Consider the following 18,051-nt stretch of genomic DNA (forward strand, 5'->3'; position numbering starts at 1 on the left):
TTCATGGGGTCAGCGCACCCGGAACTGCGAGAACACCGCGCCATAGATCGCGGTTGCGACATCACTTTTTACACGGTTGGACAGAAGCGAGACGCTACGGGCCTGATCCAATGGTACGGCGGGGGCCTGTTCCATCAGGCGGCGTGAAACCTCGGCCCAGAGCGTGTCACCCGCCGCGCGGTCGGTCACCGCAACGGTGGCGGCGCGTTGCATGAGTGCGTCGATATCGTGGTTGCAGAACTGCGAGATATTCACGGAATTATCCGAATGCGGCACGAAGGTCGCGCAGGAGAACAGCGTTTGCAGGAAAGAGGACGCCGCCGGATAATCCGCGCTCCAGCCGGTCAGGCCGATCTGAATTTTGTTATCGCTGTTCTGGATGTAGGCAAATTCGGCGACGGGAGAAATCGTGCGCACAGAGGCGATGTAACCAAGATCCGTCAGCGTGTCGCGCAGATCGGTGGCAACCGCTGAGTGACCGGCAGCCGAGGGGGCGATGATGGTCACATGCTGTCCGGCTGTGCCGCTGCGCCGGATAAGGTCACGGGCTTTTTCCAGATCGGGCGCCTGCCATTGTTGCGCGGGATGTTCGAATGTGGCGCCTTTTGTGTAGAGGCAGGACGGCTCGAATCCGGGTGAGCCTTGCGGGAGCATCTGGCAGGCGGGCACGGAGACGGTGGGGCCGCCGCCATAGATCACGATGGCCTTTCGGTTGACGGCGTAGTTCAGAGCCTGTCGGGCGAGGAGATTGTTGAAGGGCGGTTCGTTCACATTCAGCGCGGCGTAGAACACGTTGAGTGAGTCCGTGATGCGCACCTGTGGCGCAAAACGTCGGCCCACTTCCGCCTGCCGGTCGAGTGGCACGCCTTCCATCCAGTCGAACTGTCCGTTCTCCACCGCTGTCACTTCGGATTCCGGGTCCAATCCGAAGGTGTAGTGGATACTGTCGGGATAGCCCGCAGGTTGGGCTTCCGCATCCCATTGCTGGAAATAGGGATTACGCTCCAGCACCATCGAAGAGGTCGGCTCATAGGAAACGATGCGATAGGGACCGGTTCCGATGGGCGCGGTGTTGCCCATGTCATGCGCCGGCGTGTCCGCAGGCAGGATGGAGGCGTGCTGGAACGCCAGCCTGTCCATGAACTCGGAGTCTGGATGGGTGAGGTGAAATGTCACGGTGCCCGTTGCATTGTCCGCGATTACGCCGCCGGCGAGCGTGCAGTGTTCCGGATCACGCAGGCAGGCATCACCGCCCACGATATGGCTATAATACGGACCGGCCGTTGGGCTGTTGACGCGAAACAGTCGCCGCATGGAGGCGGCCACGTCTTCGGCTGTCACCGGATGTCCGTTTGAAAAGCGGATGCCGGGACGCAGATGAAAGCGATAGGTCAGCCCATTGTCCTGCGGGGTCGGAATGGCGTCCGCCAGATCGGGGATGGCGTGTCTGTCGGCGGGGCCGGGCGTTTTCGGAAACGTCGTTAAACCGTCATAGACGATCGCTTCGACCTGATACGTGACGTGCATGTAGCTGATCTGAGGGTCGAGCGTGCCGGCCGACGTTGTGCCAGCCAGTCGCAGCACGCCTCCCGGAGAGGGAGGAGCAGGCGTATCAGCGTGGGCGCAGGTGGCCGCAAGTAATCCTGTGAGGAAAAGAATCCTACCCTGCTGCATGGATCAGGAATGCGGTCCTGCGAGCAGGCTGCGCAGGCGTGTTTCCATCTCCGGCTCTTCCGCAGCCGAGGACAGGGTTCCCGCATAATGACCCTGCGGATCCATGATGACGATCTGGGGCGACATCACGTAGGCATATTCCCACACAGGATCGGGACGTTTCTCGATGGGGGCGTGAAACTCCTTCGCCACGGCGTCCAGTGTGGCGGGCGCACCGGTGCCCGCTATGATCTTTGCCGGGAACTTCAGGGCATATTGCCGCAGTTCGGAGGACTGATCGCGTTGCGGATCGAGGCTGACGAAGATCGGCGCAAAGGCCTTGCCACCCGGATCCACGGCGTTGATTGCGCGGCTCAACTGCATCAGCGTCTTGTCGCAGGCGTTGTCCACGCAATGCGTGGCGCCGAAGAGCACCAGCATCCAACGTCCGCGAAAGCTGGTGTCGGTCATGGTGCCGTCCGATGAATCCATCAGCCGGAACCGGCCGCCGATCTCGTTGCCGTTGGAACCCACCATAGGCCCCATGGATTCGGAGGCTTTGTACGCGCCATAGCCCGCTGCCAGTGCAAGCGCGAGCACGGCGCCCGTGAGCATGCGACGTTTTGCGGCCTGTCCGGCGGGTTTGGGCGTCTGTGTGTCTGTCATTGTTCAGTGTGCCTCTGCCCAGTTGGCGCCGATCCCTGTTTCCACCACAAGCGGGACGCTCAGTTCCGCCGCGTCTTCCATCACGCGCTTGACGAGGGCTGCTGTTGCCTCCGCCTGATCGGCGCCGACCTCGAACAGAAGTTCGTCATGCACCTGCAATAGCATGTCGGCGTCGAGTTTCGCGCGTTTCAGTTCATGGGGCAGACGCACCATGGCGCGTTTGATGATGTCAGCCGCACCGCCTTGGAGCGGTGCGTTGATGGCCTGTCGTTCGGCGTAGGAGCGCTGGGCGGCGTTGCGGGCGTTGATGCCCGGCACGAAGCAGCGACGTCCGAACGGCGTGGTGACATAGCCGTGCTGCTTGGCTTCCAGCTTGCGCTCTTCCATGTAATCCCGGATGCCGGGATAGCGCGCGAAGTAAGCGTCGATATAGGCGCGGGCCTCTCCCATCGACACACCAAGCTGTTTGGCCAGTCCGAAGGCCGAGATGCCGTAGATGATGCCGAAATTGATGGCTTTGGCGCGACGGCGCGTTAGCGGGTCCATGCCCTCTTGGGGGATGTTGAACACGTCCGCTGCCGTGCGGGCGTGAATGTCCTCTCCGTGGGCGAAAGCTTCGCGCAGGGTGGGGACGTCCGCCACAGCGGAAAGCAACCGCAGTTCGATCTGCGAGTAATCCGCCGAAAGCAGCACTTTTCCCTCGGCTGGAATGAAACAGCGGCGGATCTGCGCGCCTTCCTGTGTACGGACAGGGATGTTCTGCAGGTTCGGCTCGTTGGAGGACAGACGCCCCGTGCTGGTCACCGCCATCTGGAAGGAGGTGTGCACGCGCCCCGTTCCAGGGTCCATTTGGCGCAAAAGTGCGTCTGTGTAAGTGCTTTTCAGCTTGGAAAGCTGTCGCCATGCAAGAATGCGCGCGGGCAGTTCGTGGCCCTGATCGGCCAGATCCTGCAACACGGAGGAATCCGTGCCCCACGCGCCCGCCTTGCCGCGCTTGCCACCGGGCAGGCTCATTTCATCGAAGAGGATTTCGCCAAGCTGCTTGGGGGAACCGACGTTGAACTCCCGCCCCGCCAACTGGTGCAACTCACGCTCAATTACGCTCATCTGCGTCTCGAACGTATCGGACAGACGCTTGAGTTCGGTGGCGTCCACACGGATGCCAAGCTGCTCCATGCTCGCCAGCACCTCGACCAGCGGGCGCTCCATTTCTTCATACAAAGCCAGCGCCTTGTTCGTGCGCAAAGTGGGGTGCAGCACCTGCCACAGTCGCAGGGTCACGTCCGTGTCCTCGGCGGCGTATTCGGCGGCGCGGTCCAGTGGAACCTGCGCGAAGGGGATGCGCTTGCGGCCCGTTCCGGTCACGTCGTCATAGGAAATGGGTGTGTGGCCGAGATGCAGCTTGGAGAGTTCGTCCATGCCTTGTCCGTGCTCACCGGCAGACTGGGCGTAGGAGATCAGCATCGTGTCGTCGATGGGCGCGATCGCGCCTGCGCCCGCTTTGCGCAGAACGAGCAGATCGAACTTGGCGTTCTGGAAAACTTTCAGAACGGAGGCGTCGGTGAACAGCGGCTCCAGAGTGGCGATGGCCTGCGCAACCGGGATCTGTTCCGGCACAGGCGCGTCCAGCGTGCCTTCATGACGCAGCGGCACATAGCAGGCACGGCCGGGAGCGGTCGTTAGCGAGAAACCGACCATCTGGGCGCGCAGCGGGTCGAGTCCGTCCGTTTCCGTGTCCACGGCCACGACGCCGGCTTTTCGCGCCTCATTCACCCATGCCTGCAACGTCTCGGTGCGCGTGACGATTTCATACGGCCCGTAAGGCACGCGGGCAGGCTCTGAGTCGGGTGCGGCCACATTCTCGTTGTTCAGGGCCGCTGCCCGCGCGGCGGCCTGAGCCGTGGCGCGGGCGAGAGGCAGACCGTCCCCCAGTCCGAAGCGGTGGCGGATTGAGCGGAAGCCCATGCGGTCGAGCCAGTCGCCCAGCACCAGCATGTCCGGCTCCTGCACGGCCAGATCGTTGACGGGCACGGGCAGGGGGATGTCGTTTTTCAGCGTGACCAGTTTGAGCGAGATGCGTGCATCGTCCGCATGTTCGATCAGCGCGTCGCGGCGCTTGGACGCCTTCATGGACGGGGCGGCATCCAGAACGGCTTCCAGTGAGCCGAATTCGTTCACGAAAGCCGAGGCCGTTTTCGGGCCGATGCCCGGCACGCCCGGTACGTTGTCGGTGGCGTCCCCCATGAGCGCCTGCACATCGATCACATGATCGGGCGGCACGCCGAACTTGGCTTCTACCTCAGCCGGACCGATGGGTTTCTGCTTGATGGGGTCCATCATTTCCACGCAGGGGCCGACAAGCTGCATCAGGTCCTTGTCGGAAGAGACAATGGTGCAGTGGCCGCCATTGGTGCAGATAGACTGCGCGTAGCTGGCGATCAGATCGTCCGCTTCGAACCCGTCGAGTTCGATCCCCGGCACACCGAATGCCGCCGTCGCTTCGCGGATCAGCGCGAATTGCGGGCGCAGGTCTTCGGGCACTTCCGGACGATGGGCCTTGTAGCGCGGGTAAATCTCGTTGCGGAACGTAATGCGTCCTGCGTCGAAAATGACAGCCAGATGCGTGCCGACATGCTCGCGCATCAAGCGCGTGAGCATGTTGCTGAAGCCATAAACCGCGTTGACCGGCACCCCTTCGGGACTGCTCATGGGCGGAAGGGCGTGAAAGGCCCGGAAGATGAAACCGCTGCCGTCCACCAGGACGAGGTGGGGCGCGCCCGTATCGCTCATGAAGTCAATCGGTCCTTAAAGTGTTCAGTGAGTGGTGTCGGTGGTGGCGTTCGGGTCGAGGACGAACAGGCGTGAGCAGTAGGGGCAGAACGTCTGATGATCGCCGATCTTCAGCCATACCTTGGGATGCCCGAGCGCACCAAGACCTCCGTCGCACGAAAGCTTGCGCGACTGCACGATGACCGTCTCGACATGACCGAGCTGCGGTTGTGGGGTCGGGTTCGTGGGCTGGATGAGCATGGGCGAAATCCTGTCGGCAAGAGAGAGCGCAGGCGTGCGGGCAGGGCCGCCCCGTCTGGCCGGATCAATGCCGCAATGATACGCAGGAATGCCATGAGTTCAAACCATCCCCACGTCCTTTTGTCCGGCGGGTTGTCCGGTTGGCGGAAAATTGGTGGCGTTGCCGCACTGGCGATGATGGGTCTTCTTGGGGGATGCGCGCGGGAGCCGGTCATTCCTGTGCCCGTGCGTCATGCCGAGGACGCGCGGCTGGTGCCGCCGGACCGGGTGGTCGTGCTTTCGGATGGCGCGCGGATTCCGCTGCGTGTCTGGCCGGCTGTGGGCAAGGAGAAAGGTGTCATCCTTGCCCTGCATGGGTTCAACGACAGCCGCGATGCGTGGGAAATCCCGGCTCCGCGTTTTTCTGCGCAGGGTTATACGCTCGTCGCTCCAGACCTGCGCGGGTTCGGACGGGCGCCGGACCGGAGCCATTGGGCGGGGACTGCGCGGATGGTGCGCGACGTGCAGGAGGAGTTGACTCTTTTGCACATCGAACATCCGGGTGTGCCCGTGTGGATGATGGGCGAAAGCATGGGCGGGGCGGTGGCCATGCTGGCGGCGACAGATGCCGCTACGCCGCCGATGGCAGGCGTGATCCTGCTTGCGCCCGCCGTGTGGCATGTGGGACCGGGTGTGGATTTTCCTCTGCGGTTGATGGCGGCCATTGCACCGGAGGCGCGCGTGAGCGGACGCGAGTTGCCCGTGCATGTTGTGGCGTCCAACAATATCGCAGCTCTGCGCCGCCTCTATTATGACCCGTTGACCCTACACACAACGCGACTGGTTGCGCTCCGGGGGCTGATGGATCTGATGAACCGTGCCGCGGCAAGTGCCGGGCAGCAGGTGAAGCCCACATTGCTGGTTTATGGAGACCGCGATCAGCTTGTGCCGGAACGGGAGATGATGCCGGTATGGGAGCGTCTGCCGACTTCCGTGCGGCGGGATGTCATCCCGGGTGGACACCATCTGTTGCTGCGGGAGCGCGACGGCGCGCAGGTGGCGGACGATATTCTGGCATGGATGAAGGATGCGGACGCGCCATTGCCTTCAGGGGGCGATGTGGCGGCGGGAACATGGACAGCCCTGCATGGGGAAGAACTGGTTTATCCGGAGCCGCTTGCCATCCTGCCCGCACAGATGGATTGGCTGACGCCGTAATGGCCCGGCATCACGGGCTTACAAACGAATAAGACAGCGTTTGTGGGAGATCGTGCGGGTCGGCGCTGACCTGTTTTGTGAGCACGACTGTATCCGTGCCATGGAAACCGGTGTCAGGGCGATAACGCATTCCTGCACCTTTAAGGATGGTTCCGTTGCATTTCACGAGCGGTCCCTGAGCGTAATGTGGACGCCCCTGAGCGGAGGCGGCAAGCATCAGGGTGCCATGGAGAGGTTTCTGCACGAGATGGATTTGCGGGATGTAGCGGGCCACGCAATTTTCATCGGAGGCGGAATAGAAAATCGAGACGGTTTTGCCGGTTGGGATGGTGATGGTCTGTTTTTCAGGCGATGGCTGGGGGTACGCCGGGACTGGTCCTCCCTGCCAGACCACGCGGTTGTCGTAGGCATAGAGGTGGCAGTTGGTCGTGACCTTCTTGCAGGCGGACAGGGCCTGCCCAATGGGATCGACTGTGTGTCCCGTGCCGCCGATGCTGACGGCATTGTCCCCCACGACAAAAGCGCGTGGAAGGTCCTGTTGCAGGAACTTGCGATAACCGTTCCGTAGAGTGTCGCTGTGGACCGGCAGCCGACTGATATCGTTGAGTGCCGCGTAGCCCGAGGCGGGAGGTGCCATAAGCGGGAGATAGGACGGCATTATAATCTGGCTGGGTAGGCCTACGGACTTCAGAAGGCTGTCCGCCTGCGCCATCCATGGTGTGAGACCATCCGGATCGTCCAGCATGGCGTGGGCGTCATTGAGAAAAGGCGGCACATCCACCAGTCGGGCATTTGGATTGCCTTCGTGATAGGCCGCAAACATGCTTTTCCATAGAGATGTGGGGGCCAGTGAGTCGTTGTCTCCCTGAACCCACAGAGTAGGGAGGGATGAGGCTTCTCCAAACTCCCGCGCTCCTGAGAGCAGGCTCGCGTTATCGTTGCGGCAGGCTGAACTGTGCATCAGTGGGAAGAACAGCAACTGCGCCTTTGTTCCGGGCAGCGGAGCCGTACCCATGGCCATTTGGGTCCATCCGCCAAAGCTCATGCCTGCCGTGACGATGTGGGCCGGATCCATGCCGGGTAATTGTGCGACGGCTTCTGCCACGGCACGGATGTCACGGGCGTTGTCCTGCGCCGTTTGCGCAAAGTCGCAGCCATGTCCGATGAGTTCTCCTTCCGATTCCGCAAAGCCGCGCAGCATGGGGCGGAGAACGGCGTAGCCGCGTGCAAGGAAATAACCGGCAAGGTAGCTGTAACCATCCCGCTTGCCGCGATGAGTTCTGGAAATGGCCGTAGCACCCCCACTGACGACGGCAAGAGGATGCGGTGGCGGTGTGCGAGGTAGCAGGAGTGTGGCTTCGAGAATTGTGCCATCGGCTGCGGGAAGGCGGAAAACCTGCTCATCCACCACCGCGTTCTGTCCGGGGATAGTGCCGACATGCGTGGAGACGGGGGCGGGTGGCACCGCCCATAGCGGCGTCATGATGGACAGGCCGAGGGCCAGAGCGGCTCCGCCGTGAAGGATGTCCCGGCGCATGTTCCACATTCTCCTCTTTCTCATGCCGCAAAGCATAGAGCGCCAATGGTTGAAAGAATGAGAAGTCGTGTTTTTCTGCACGACATACCGCTGATGACGGAGCTGTGATAGGCAGGCGGAACGAGGCGAACCGCAAGATGGTTTCGCCTTTGTTATAGCGAGAACAGGAAAGGGCGGCACATGGACATGCAGGTGATCGACCAGAGTTTTGGCCAGTTGCAGGCACAGGCACAGCAGACCGTGCAGGCACTTCAGACACTGGGCAACAAGTTGCAGGCGGCGGCAAACGGTGGCGATGCGCAGGCGCGTGAATGGTTGCTGGACCTCAAGGAAGTGGCGCTGTCCTTTCAGGGTGAACAGCAGCAGGTGACAGCGCTGTTGCAGGGGCTGCACGCTGGAATGAGCAACGCGCCACAGCAGGAGGCTGCGGCACCTGCTCCTGCCGCACCCGCTGGTGGGTTTTTCGGTAATCTGCTCAACTCAAGCTTCGGTCAGGCCATGGAGACCGGCGCGGGATTTGGGATCGGGGACGATCTGATCCACAAAATCTTCTGATCCGGTCCTCCTGTCCGGTGGGTGCCGGACAGGAGGAGATGGGTCGTTCAGTTCGCGTCCGTTTTTGGGCGTGTCTCGACGGACAGTGCGAGGACAAGAGCGGCTACCCAGCCGAGAATGGTCCATCCCAGAAAGAAATTGACCAGAAACACCGTGAGCTTGCGCGGAGTATTGCGCAGACAGGCCACGAAAAACGGCACGAGATAGATGCCTGTGCCGATTGCCAGAATAAACAGCGCGAAACCGACGCTCATGCCCAGAAGGGTGTGGCTTGTCGTGGCGGAAGCAACGCTTGCTTCAGTTTCCGGTGCCGTGGGACTGGCGGTTTCAGTGGGCGATATCGTGCTGGCTGCCGGAGTGGAAGGCGCGGGCAGCAGAGCCTGCGCATCGGCGTCCGAGAGGAAAGCGGTGTCCTCAGGGCGGCCGGTGTCTTTTTTCCACGCAAGAATCGCAGCCCGTGTGGACTCTCCATATACGCCGTCAGCAGGTGAAACTTTTGGCAGGTAGCCAAGTTGCATCAGGCGGGTTTGCAGGGCGATATGCCGGTCGAGCGGGCGTAGGGATTCCTCAAGTGCAGCTCCGGACAGACGGGCGCGGTATGTCTGTGTCAGACGATCCATGCCTTCGATGTAGCAGGCCGCGCCATTGGGCGGCAGGCTCTGGTCGTCCGCACCGGGGATGGGAAGGCCGCATTCGCGGTCAAGATCGTTCTCGGCTGTGATGACCTCCTGCTTTAGCGTTTTCCATCCATCGGGGCCGACAGTCTGACGCAGTGCGTAATAGACCTGATCGAACTGGAGTTCGTGCTGTGCCGCATCGCTGTTGGCGCACAGCATGGCGGCGACGCCGTTCTTTTTCGGCAGGTTCAGACAGGAAAAATCGGGACGGTACCATGTCGCGGCGCGGATGGCGGCCTCGGCATCCGGTGCCACCTTCAGCATTTCGTCGCCTGTGACATAGCTCCGCGAGACGAGAAAGCCGGCCAGCCCTTGCGGAAAAGGAAGCGGCGCCCGCTCGTCCTGTGTGCACAGCGCATCCTGTCGCCCTATCAGTGTGCAGAGCGAGACCGAAAAGGCCGGATCTTCCTCATGGGACTGATGGGCTTTCATGTAGTCCCATGCTTGCGAAAGTTGTCCCAGTTCGGCTTTTGTCGCCACATAGTAAGCGAGAAAACCATTGGGCTCGTTGCCGCTCTGCTCTTTCTGCCAGAAACCTTCGTTGCGCTTGAGATCGGTTTCCAGCCACGGGCGTGAGGCCGCGTCGCGCGTGACGTCGATCAGGCGACCACCGCTGTAACGGTAGATTATGGCTGGTGGCCATGAGCCGGCGTGGGAGGCAAAGACGTAGAGAAAGCTCTCGTCCTGCGTGACGATTTCCGGCGTGCCGTCACCGTCCACATCGGTGAACAGCGGTGGACCTTCACCGCTCAGTTCTGGTGTTGCTGTGTGCGTCCAGTTCGCGCCCTCGGGCGTGCGACCGAGAATGGAGAGCAGGGTGCAGCAATGCGCGCCTCCAGTGAAGACCGAGACGATGGCCTGTGGGAGAGCGGCTTTTGCATCCAGTCTGCGCAGGTCAAGCTGGAGATCGCGCGCGTCCGAACCGTCTGCGCTGTAGGGGGTGAGGCGAATCTCGTAAGGGGTGGAGGCCGGGTGTGTCGTGTCTTCCAGCCGCAGCACCGCCATACGGCACGCTCCACGTCGGGAGCTGTCGCCTTCATCCAGTAGGGTTTCGCCTTGGCAGTCGGGAAGCTGCCTGAGGTCGATGCTGGCTTTCAGTCCTGATGCCGCGACATCGAGATATGTGCGGTCTCCGATCTCGCCATGCGCCAGAGGAGGCACGCTTTGATCTGTCTGTGCCATGACGGGTGAAATGCCGAAAAGCAGGGCACAGGCCATGCCAAGAGAGATCGAAAACAGGGGTCTCGGGGGAGCGCCACGCAGCATCAGGCAGGTTTCCTCTGTGTTTTCCGCAGGCTAGCCCAAAGGAGCGGGGATTGTCATGCGCAGGGGAAACGCGAAAGGAGTGTGGCGGTTGCAAGAACGACAGGCTCCGTTCCTGATGGAGCGGAGCCTGAAGGCCATGGTGTAGAAGGATGTGGAGATCAGCTTTTGTAGAGCTGATCGAAAATTCCGCCATCGGCGAAGTGTTTTTTCTGAACGGTCTGCCAGCCGCCGAGACTGGCGATGTCGAATGTGTTCACCTTGGGAAACACGGAGGCGTGGGCGGCCAGCACGCCAGCATCGACGGGGCGGAAATAGTGCTTCGCGCCGACAGCCTGTGCTGCAGGTGCGAAGAGGAACTGCGTATAGGCCGTGGCGATGGCCTCCGTGCCGTGGGCTTTCACATTCTTGTCCACGATGGAAACCGGTGGTTCGGCAAGAATGCTCAGTGAAGGCACGACAATGTCGAACTCGTTTGCGCCGATGTCATTGATGGCCATGAGTGCTTCGTTTTCCCATGCCAGCAGAACGTCGCCCAAATGCCTCTGCACGAAAGAGTTGGTGGCACCGCGCGCGCCCGTATCCAGAACGGGAACGTGTTGGAAAAGGGATTTGAGATAGTCCTTGGCAGCGTCTTCGGAGTTGCCATGTGCTTTCAAAGCCCAGCCCCATGCCGCGAGATAGTTCCAGCGCGCACCTCCGGATGTTTTTGGATTGGGTGTGATGAGTGAAACATCGTCGCGGATCAGATCCGGCCAGTCATGGATATTTTTCGGGTTGCCCTTGCGGACGAGGAAGACGATCGTGCTGGTGAACGGCGTGGAATTGTGTGGAAGTCGGCTCTGCCAGTCCGTCGCGACAAGCCCGTGCTGGGCAAGGATGTCGATGTCGTAGGCCAAGCCCAGCGTCACCACGTCGGCAGGTGCGCCTTCCAGAACGGAGCGGGCCTGAGCGCCGGAACCGCCGTGAGAGGTGCGAACCAGCACACGGTCTTCGGCATGGTCCTTCGCCCATGTGGCCGGAAAAAGCCTGTCGATCTCGGCATAGAGTTCGCGTGTCGGGTCATAGGACACGTTGAACAGGTTGTAGCTTGCAGCCTGTGCCGCGCGAGCGCCGAGAAGGGTAGCCACGCCTGCGGCGGCGCTGCCTTTGAGAAGGCTGCGGCGGCTGAAGGTAAAATCATTCGTCATATCGAAAGTCCTTGTTCCTGCGCGATCAGAATGAAGCCTGCGCGCGCGCCACGATGGCGTTGCCACTGCGTCCGAAGAGATTGACGTTGCCGGACACGCCTTTTGAGCGGGAGACGATGTAATGGGCGTAATCCACCATGAACTTGATGTGCTGGTTGGGATACCAGTTGAAGCCACCCTGCCAGACGGTCTGCTGATTGCCGTTGATGCCGGTCCCGCCCTGACCTGCAGAACTGTAGAGATCCGTCACGCTCCAGCGTCCACTGACTTCCAGCGCACGGCAAGTTGCGGTCCAGCCGCCCAGATCTGGGACACATTGGTGAGCGCACCGGAGGTGAGCAGGGACGTCTCGCCCAGTGGTATTTCCATGTTGTCGCTGAATGTATACTGACGACCTTTGGAGTTTTCGTTGACCTTGAAGGCAGCGGTCGCGCCCGCACCGACATGCACGTCGATGTCCTTGCTCAGATAAGGACGGCCGGCAACGCGGGCGACGCCACCCGTCTGGCTGTCGGTGATGGTGGTGTCCTTGTTGCGATCACCGAATTTCTGGCCTGTGAAATAGGCAGCGGCCAGCCAGCGTTTTTCCCAATGTTCGCCGCCGACGCTGAAGCGGGCGACACCGCCTGCGATATTGCGCACCAGATCGACGATGGTGGGGCGCTCAAGGAACTCGAACGCACCCGAGCGCTCGGCACTTTCCTCTTCCATGCGCGGCTGGAAATAGCCGACTGTGAGAGTGGTGTTGCGCAGGCCAGTGTAGTTCAGGTTGGCTTCGAACAGCCCCACCGTGCCGTCAACTGAACTGGAGCCGAAATCCGGCGTCACGTTCACGACCCAGTCTTTGTAGCGCCAGGTCAGGTAGAGACGAAGGCGACGCGCGTTCTCGGTAAACTTGTTGAAGGTTCCAGCACCTTCGCCATGTTTCGGACCGGCGCCGAGAAAGCCGCCGAAATCCTCCTGAGCGAGCAGACCGATGGAAAACGCATAAGCCTTGTCTTCGGAAGCGATGGTGGGGCGTCCTTTGGGAAAGCCGATCTGGATGCCGCCGATCTGCATCGTCTCATCCTTGGCGCTGGCCGCTTTGAAATCCGCCCATGATTGTACGGGGCCTTCTGAGAGGGCCATGCGACTGTCAGCGGGCGCGCGTGGTCCGGTCGGACGAGGGGCGGCCTGCGAGAAGACGGGCCGCGGCTCCTCCGGTCCCGCAGAGGCGAGACGTGTGCCATGTGATGTGCGTGCGTGACGTGCGGCGGTCTGTTGCTGAACCTCCACATGCTGACTACGAAGTTCACGCTTCATGGCCATCATTTCCTGTCGCATGGCGGCCATTTCGCGCCTTAGTTCCAGCACTTCCGGATCGGGTGCACGCGCTAGAAGCTGCTGCGGAAAAGCAAGAGCCATCAATGGCGTGGCAAGAGCGAGAGTCTGGCGGAGAGGGAATCGCATGGAAAGAACCTGCTGCATGCGGTCGAAGGGATGTGCGCGGGAAGCAAAAAGAGGGCGGGAACAACGGACTGGGCGGTCTTCCTGACGAGTTGACAGTGACAGTGGGAAAGGGGCGGGATGGTTCATGATGCGGACTGTGTTCTCGAAAGGGTGAAGAGGTTTTTTACTGTGTCAGATGACGTAATCCGGTGCGGGAATGCTCTGGTCCATGGTCAGGGCGGGCAGTGTCGCATGCCGTGTGCCGACGGCCCGGGCGGGATTTCCCACGACGGTTGAAAAAGGGGCGACATCTTTCAGGACGATGGCGCCGGCTCCCACGCGCGCACCTTCACCGATTTCGATGTTGCCCAACACTTTCGCGCCGGTGCCGATGAGAGCGCCTCGCCGGACTTTAGGGTGACGGTCTCCGCTTTCCTTTCCTGTGCCGCCGAGCGTGACGTTTTGGAGAAGGGCCACGTCATCCTCGATCACGGCGGTTTCGCCCACGACAATGCCTGTGCCGTGATCGAACATTACACGTTGTCCGATTGTAGCACCCGGATGGATGTCCACGGCAAAGAGTTCCGATGCCCGACCCTGAATATGACGGGCCAGCGTCGGGCGTCCGTCATGCCACAGCCAGTTTGCCAGCCGGTGAGCCTGTACGGCCTGAAAGCCTTTGAAGAACAGGAAAGGTGTGAGGTGATCTGTGGCGGCGGGATCGCGCGCACGAATGGAGCACAGATCGGCCGCCGTCCGCTCAATGGCGTCGGGACGGGCCGATAGAAAGTCCTGCATCAGATGCGTGAGGGCATCGGCGGATACCAGTTCTTTGCCAAACTTGAAGGCCAGAAGATGCCCCAGAGCCGCCCCGAGGTCGGGCTGGCGCAGGATGCTGCGCTGGATCAGCCGAAACAGAACGGGGTCTGTCTCGCGACGTGCCTCTTCATGCATGACGAGCCAGAGGGAGGTCGCCAGTTCATACGCATCGGTTTGCGATATGTCGGTGACGATGGCGTTCGATGTGGGACGAAAGGCGAGGACATCGCTCATGGAGGCGAGGTCTTTTTGTCCGTGCGGGGGCATGTCATGCTGGCGTGTGAGCATGATGACCTCCACGAGCGGCGCTGCGACGGAACTGGATTGCGGCCTGACGGAGGAGTTCGTTCCGTTCGTCAAGGATACGGTTGTGGAGAGAGCGGACGCTTTCATGGATGGCATGGAAGCGTGGGCGGGTTCGTGACGAATCCAGAATGATGGTGCCGACGAAGGTGCCGTCGATCTCTACGGTGCGCGATTCAAACATGGCGTCTCTGCCTTCCTGACTGCGAAGTCTGGCCGGCAGGGGAACTACCGGCGATTCAGTGAATGAGGGGTGCGTGCAAGGCCCGACATCGGGTCGGGCAACACATTCGGTGCTGGATCGCGTTCATGGTCTTCCCTGTCTGGACCGCGTCTTGCGGGGTCGGATGACATTAGGTTCATATTCGTGGGGATGCGTCAACAAACAACGACAGAATGTGTGAGAAAATATAAAAATATTTTATACAACTATATTTATTTGTATATTAAAATCTTTGCGAATCAATGTGTTGAGTGATTGTCGTGGAGTGTGAAAAACAACGCCCACACGATGTTGCTTGGTGTGGAGGCAGGATTCGACGCGGCGTAATAAATACGAAAAATTATAGTGATTATGGGATGCTGCAGTGCACTTCAGATTCATAAGCACCAGAATCAAAAAGCGGGAGACCTCACTAAAGGTCTCCCGCTTCATTGATATCGGTCGGCTGTCCGCCTGTAAGGGGTGTTTAGCCGAGAGTGCGTGCGTGGGACGAGGACCGCTGTGGCGCGCACAGAACCTTCTCGGCCATTGGCCCGAAAATCAGGGCCATGGACGACCACAGCAGCATTTGGGTGCCGATGGAGGCTTCGCGGAAACGCCACAATACGGTCGCCGGGAAGGTGTCAGGCACCTCGCTGATGTCGGGCAACGTGAACTGCATGCCGCTCACCAAGGCGATGAACAGCACACCTGCGATAATCGTGCCGTTCCATGTTCCAAGCTTCTGGATCAGTGGTCGGGAAGCGAGGCACGCGATGACGGCGCAGCAGATTGAGATGAGGATGATCTCAAAATAGACTTCCGTGCGGAGCCCGATTGTGTCGGGGTTGCCGACGGCAGGTGGATTGGGCGGGTATTTAAGGTCCGGCACCAGCACCAGCACGACAAACCCGATGGCGGCTACAAGCAGGGCGGTCGCTCGAGGTGTCAGTCGGGCGATGCGGCCATAGGCCAGCGAAAAGCCAAGCGAGAACAGGCCACCATAAGCAGCGCCAAGCATGACGATGGCGGTCAGCAGACCCCAGGTGGACTGAACAGTGCGGCTGACAAGTTCGGGTTCAGGAGGCTCGCCCGCGAGGGCATCACGGGCTTCCTCGAAGGAAATGGCGTGCGCGATTGACGGTTCACCGAAGAGGCGACCGAACAGGAACGCAAGACACGCCGCGACCAGACCCGCGATCAGACCGCGGGCCAGGAGACGTCCAGTCATGGATGGGTGCCTCTCTTAGTGGCAGGGGAAACCCATCAGGTGACGACCGTCATGCACGAACTCATGCACCATATGGCCAGAGATCAGGGAAGTGGCGCCCTGCTCGGCCCCCACGAAATAGATCAGCACGAGGCTGAGAAGCAGCCCGAAGATGGCCCACGGCGCCACGGCGCCCAGCGGGATGGCACCCGGCAGCGTGGTGGAGTTGGGGGCGTGAGAGGCGAGTGACTGGCTCATGATGATACTCCGCTTGGAAATGCGCGTTCCGCGGTGGAAGAAAAGGAGACGGGGTCTGGCTTCACTGTCTTGAGAGACGACAGCGTTACAGTGGCGCGACCGCACCGGGATTGCACCGGCTTCCCGTTCTCCTGCGTGACATGTGTTTAAACCCCTTGAGTGCTGTGCGAGTCAATTAGAAAGCGTGGGCACGTGCAAGCGGCAGAGCCGCAGAAAACGCTGGAAATCGCGCTTTGACAGGTTTTGGGGGTGTCGATAGACATTCCTTCAGATGGCGTCCCGAGAGGGACTGAAAAGGGAAGCCGGTGCGGCCTTGCGCTCATTCCGGCACTGCCCCCGCAACTGTAGGCGGTCTGCATGCCCCATTTTCCGCGCACTCTGCGTGGGAACGTCACTGGACGGAAGGTCCGGGAAGGCGGTGGGCGAGGGAACGGATGTTCCGGCCGTAAGTCAGGAGACCTGCCATCGTAACGTGAGAGTGTCATGGCCCGGCGGGGTGCCCGGATCATGTGGGCACGCGCTTTGCGTGCCTCCTCCCGGTGGGAGGCTCTGCTGGATCGCACCCTGTTTTTGCAGCAGCCCGAACGGGCGCAGGGACAGGACCATGAACGACCGATTGACCGGCGTGACGACAGGAAGCGAGGCCACCCAGCCTGTGCTCCATGTCTGCGTCACATGCCGAAAGCCAGCCCCCGATGCCCAGCCAATGGGGCAGGAACTCTACGACAGATTGCTGGAGGGTGCAGGCACCGCAGGCGTGCGCGTGTGTGCCGTGAAATGCCTCGCGGCTTGCGCCAACGGATGCACGGCGACCATTTCCATGCCGGGGAAATGGGCGTGGCTGCTGGGTCACCTCACTTCCGACAAGAGCGATGATCTGCTGACCTATGCGCAGGCCTATGCGGCCTCGAAAAGCGGCACCGTCATGCCCTCTCGCCGCCCCGCATCTCTGTCCGATATGATTCTGGGTCGCTTTCCGGCTCTGCTGCCCGCCGTTGAGGAACTGTCATGACCATTGCTGCGACCGCACCCGTGCGGAAAATCCCCGTTACCGTCATCACCGGGTTTCTGGGGGCGGGCAAGACGACGCTGCTACGCAACCTGCTCTCTCAGGCGCATGGCCGCCGTATTGCCGTGGTGGTGAACGAGTTTGGCGCGCTTGGCATCGATGGTGAGACGCTGCGATCCTGCGGGATCGAAGGATGTCCGGATGAGGACATCGTGGAACTGACCAATGGTTGCCTGTGCTGCACGGTCGCGGACGACTTCCTGCCAACCATGCGCACGCTGATCGACCGGCCCGAGCCACCCGAACACATCGTGATCGAGACGTCCGGGCTGGCGCTTCCCAAGCCGCTGCTCAAGGCGTTCGGGTGGCCCGACATCCGCACGCGCATGACGGTGGATGGCGTGATCACGCTGGTGGACACACCGGCGGTCGCTGAGGGACGCTTTGCCGATGATCCGGAGGCGATTGCCGCCCAGCAGGCGCAGGATCCGTCGCTCGATCATGACAATCCCTTGTCGGAAGTGTTTGAAGACCAGCTTCTCTCGGCGGACCTTGTGGTGTTGAACAAGACCGATCTTTTGTCCGAGGACGCGCTGGAGAAAGTTGAAGCCGAGATTACGTCGCTGCTGCCGCGCAAGCGGGTGATGCTACGGGCTGTGGAGGGCAAGCTCGATCCAGCGGTGCTGCTTGGTCTCGATGCCGGGGCTGAGGACGATCTGGCGGCGCGCCCTTCCCATCATGACGGTGCGGACGAGCATGAGCATGACGATTTCGAATCGTTTGCCCTGAGCGTGCCGGAACAGGCCGGCGCGGAAGCTTTTGTGAAGCGTCTTTCGGATGTGGCCGCCAAGTTCGATGTGCTGCGTCTCAAGGGATTTGCCGCCGTGAAGGGCAAGAGCCTGCGTCTGGCGGTCCAAGGTGTGGGCACGCGGATGCGGCATGCGTTCGATGTGCCGCTTGCAGGCGCGGATCGCACGGGGCGGATTGTCGTGATTGGCAAGAAGGGGCTGGATCGCGCGGGTATCGAGGCTGCTTTGCAGGAGGGCTGATCCGT

General features: G+C 61.1%; 15 protein-coding genes, 1 pseudogene and 1 riboswitch. Of the genes and pseudogenes, 5 read left to right on the plus strand and 11 right to left on the minus strand.

What is annotated here, in order from left to right; all coding sequences use genetic code 11:
* Window positions 1-9: 9 nt before the first annotated feature.
* Genes GOB87_RS07320 through GOB87_RS07335 form a run of 4 tightly spaced genes read right to left on the minus strand, consistent with a single transcriptional unit; the run spans window position 10 to window position 5,349 of the window.
* Window positions 10-1,674, minus strand: coding sequence for an ABC transporter substrate-binding protein (locus GOB87_RS07320; protein ID WP_166314419.1), 1,665 nt, complete (start codon window positions 1,672-1,674; stop codon window positions 10-12).
* Between the two features lie 3 nt (window positions 1,675-1,677).
* A complete protein-coding gene (locus tag GOB87_RS07325) occupies window positions 1,678-2,319 on the minus strand; it encodes an SCO family protein (RefSeq protein ID WP_166314422.1) in 642 nt (213 codons plus the stop codon).
* A 3-nt stretch (window positions 2,320-2,322) separates the two neighbouring features.
* Window positions 2,323-5,109 (minus strand): DNA polymerase I, encoded by a 2,787-nt coding sequence (polA, locus tag GOB87_RS07330; RefSeq protein ID WP_166314425.1) that lies wholly within the window; start codon window positions 5,107-5,109, stop codon window positions 2,323-2,325.
* Window positions 5,110-5,133: 24 nt separating this feature from the next.
* Window positions 5,134-5,349: a zinc-finger domain-containing protein gene (locus GOB87_RS07335; protein WP_166314428.1), complete on the minus strand. Its 216-nt coding sequence runs from the start codon at window positions 5,347-5,349 to the stop codon at window positions 5,134-5,136.
* A gap of 93 nt (window positions 5,350-5,442) precedes the next feature.
* Between GOB87_RS07335 and GOB87_RS07340 the strand changes: the two genes are divergently transcribed.
* Window positions 5,443-6,546: an alpha/beta fold hydrolase gene (locus GOB87_RS07340; protein ID WP_242006225.1), complete on the plus strand. Its 1,104-nt coding sequence runs from the start codon at window positions 5,443-5,445 to the stop codon at window positions 6,544-6,546.
* A 10-nt stretch (window positions 6,547-6,556) separates the two neighbouring features.
* Here GOB87_RS07340 and GOB87_RS07345 read toward each other — a convergent pair whose 3' ends face one another.
* Window positions 6,557-8,083 carry an alpha/beta hydrolase family protein gene (locus GOB87_RS07345; protein ID WP_166314434.1) on the minus strand — a complete coding sequence of 509 codons (1,527 nt, stop codon included), beginning with the start codon at window positions 8,081-8,083 and terminating at the stop codon, window positions 6,557-6,559.
* 180 nt (window positions 8,084-8,263) lie between these two features.
* On the opposite strand from GOB87_RS07345, the gene GOB87_RS07350 reads away from it, so the two are divergent.
* On the plus strand, window positions 8,264-8,638 hold the full coding sequence (locus GOB87_RS07350; RefSeq protein WP_166314437.1) for a hypothetical protein: 375 nt from the start codon (window positions 8,264-8,266) through the stop codon (window positions 8,636-8,638).
* A 47-nt stretch (window positions 8,639-8,685) separates the two neighbouring features.
* On the opposite strand, the gene GOB87_RS07355 is transcribed toward GOB87_RS07350, so the two are convergent.
* The 4 genes and pseudogenes from GOB87_RS07355 to cysE all read right to left on the minus strand — a co-directional run bounded on the left by GOB87_RS07355 (window position 8,686) and on the right by cysE (window position 14,150).
* The gene (locus GOB87_RS07355; RefSeq protein WP_242006226.1) at window positions 8,686-10,497 is read right to left on the minus strand and encodes a superinfection immunity protein; all 1,812 of its coding nucleotides are present in this window, start codon (window positions 10,495-10,497) and stop codon (window positions 8,686-8,688) included.
* A 242-nt stretch (window positions 10,498-10,739) separates the two neighbouring features.
* Window positions 10,740-11,768: a sulfate ABC transporter substrate-binding protein gene (locus tag GOB87_RS07360; protein WP_166314440.1), complete on the minus strand. Its 1,029-nt coding sequence runs from the start codon at window positions 11,766-11,768 to the stop codon at window positions 10,740-10,742.
* Window positions 11,769-11,793: 25 nt separating this feature from the next.
* Window positions 11,794-13,217, minus strand: a pseudogene (locus tag GOB87_RS07365) (OprO/OprP family phosphate-selective porin).
* Window positions 13,218-13,388: 171 nt separating this feature from the next.
* Window positions 13,389-14,150: a serine O-acetyltransferase gene (cysE, locus tag GOB87_RS07370; protein ID WP_206752344.1), complete on the minus strand. Its 762-nt coding sequence runs from the start codon at window positions 14,148-14,150 to the stop codon at window positions 13,389-13,391.
* 154 nt (window positions 14,151-14,304) lie between these two features.
* Between cysE and GOB87_RS16950 the strand changes: the two genes are divergently transcribed.
* Window positions 14,305-14,439 (plus strand): hypothetical protein, encoded by a 135-nt coding sequence (locus tag GOB87_RS16950; RefSeq protein ID WP_277876600.1) that lies wholly within the window; start codon window positions 14,305-14,307, stop codon window positions 14,437-14,439.
* A 568-nt stretch (window positions 14,440-15,007) separates the two neighbouring features.
* Here GOB87_RS16950 and GOB87_RS07380 read toward each other — a convergent pair.
* Both GOB87_RS07380 and GOB87_RS07385 read right to left on the minus strand, forming a co-directional pair.
* The gene (locus GOB87_RS07380; protein WP_166314445.1) at window positions 15,008-15,751 is read right to left on the minus strand and encodes a CbtA family protein; all 744 of its coding nucleotides are present in this window, start codon (window positions 15,749-15,751) and stop codon (window positions 15,008-15,010) included.
* 15 nt (window positions 15,752-15,766) lie between these two features.
* Entirely contained in the window at window positions 15,767-15,988 is a 222-nt protein-coding gene (locus GOB87_RS07385; protein WP_166314447.1) for a CbtB domain-containing protein, read from the minus strand.
* Between the two features lie 255 nt (window positions 15,989-16,243).
* A riboswitch (cobalamin riboswitch) is annotated at window positions 16,244-16,469 on the plus strand.
* 123 nt (window positions 16,470-16,592) lie between these two features.
* Between GOB87_RS07385 and GOB87_RS07390 the strand changes: the two genes are divergently transcribed.
* Window positions 16,593-17,000, plus strand: coding sequence for a DUF1636 family protein (locus GOB87_RS07390; protein WP_166314449.1), 408 nt, complete (start codon window positions 16,593-16,595; stop codon window positions 16,998-17,000).
* Window positions 16,997-18,046: a cobalamin biosynthesis protein CobW gene (cobW, locus tag GOB87_RS07395; RefSeq protein ID WP_166314451.1), complete on the plus strand. Its 1,050-nt coding sequence runs from the start codon at window positions 16,997-16,999 to the stop codon at window positions 18,044-18,046. Before GOB87_RS07390 ends, cobW begins: the two co-directional genes overlap by 4 nt.
* Window positions 18,047-18,051 lie beyond the last annotated feature (5 nt).

Origin of the sequence: Acetobacter estunensis, assembly GCF_011516945.1 — a bacterium.
GTDB lineage: Bacteria > Pseudomonadota > Alphaproteobacteria > Acetobacterales > Acetobacteraceae > Acetobacter > Acetobacter estunensis.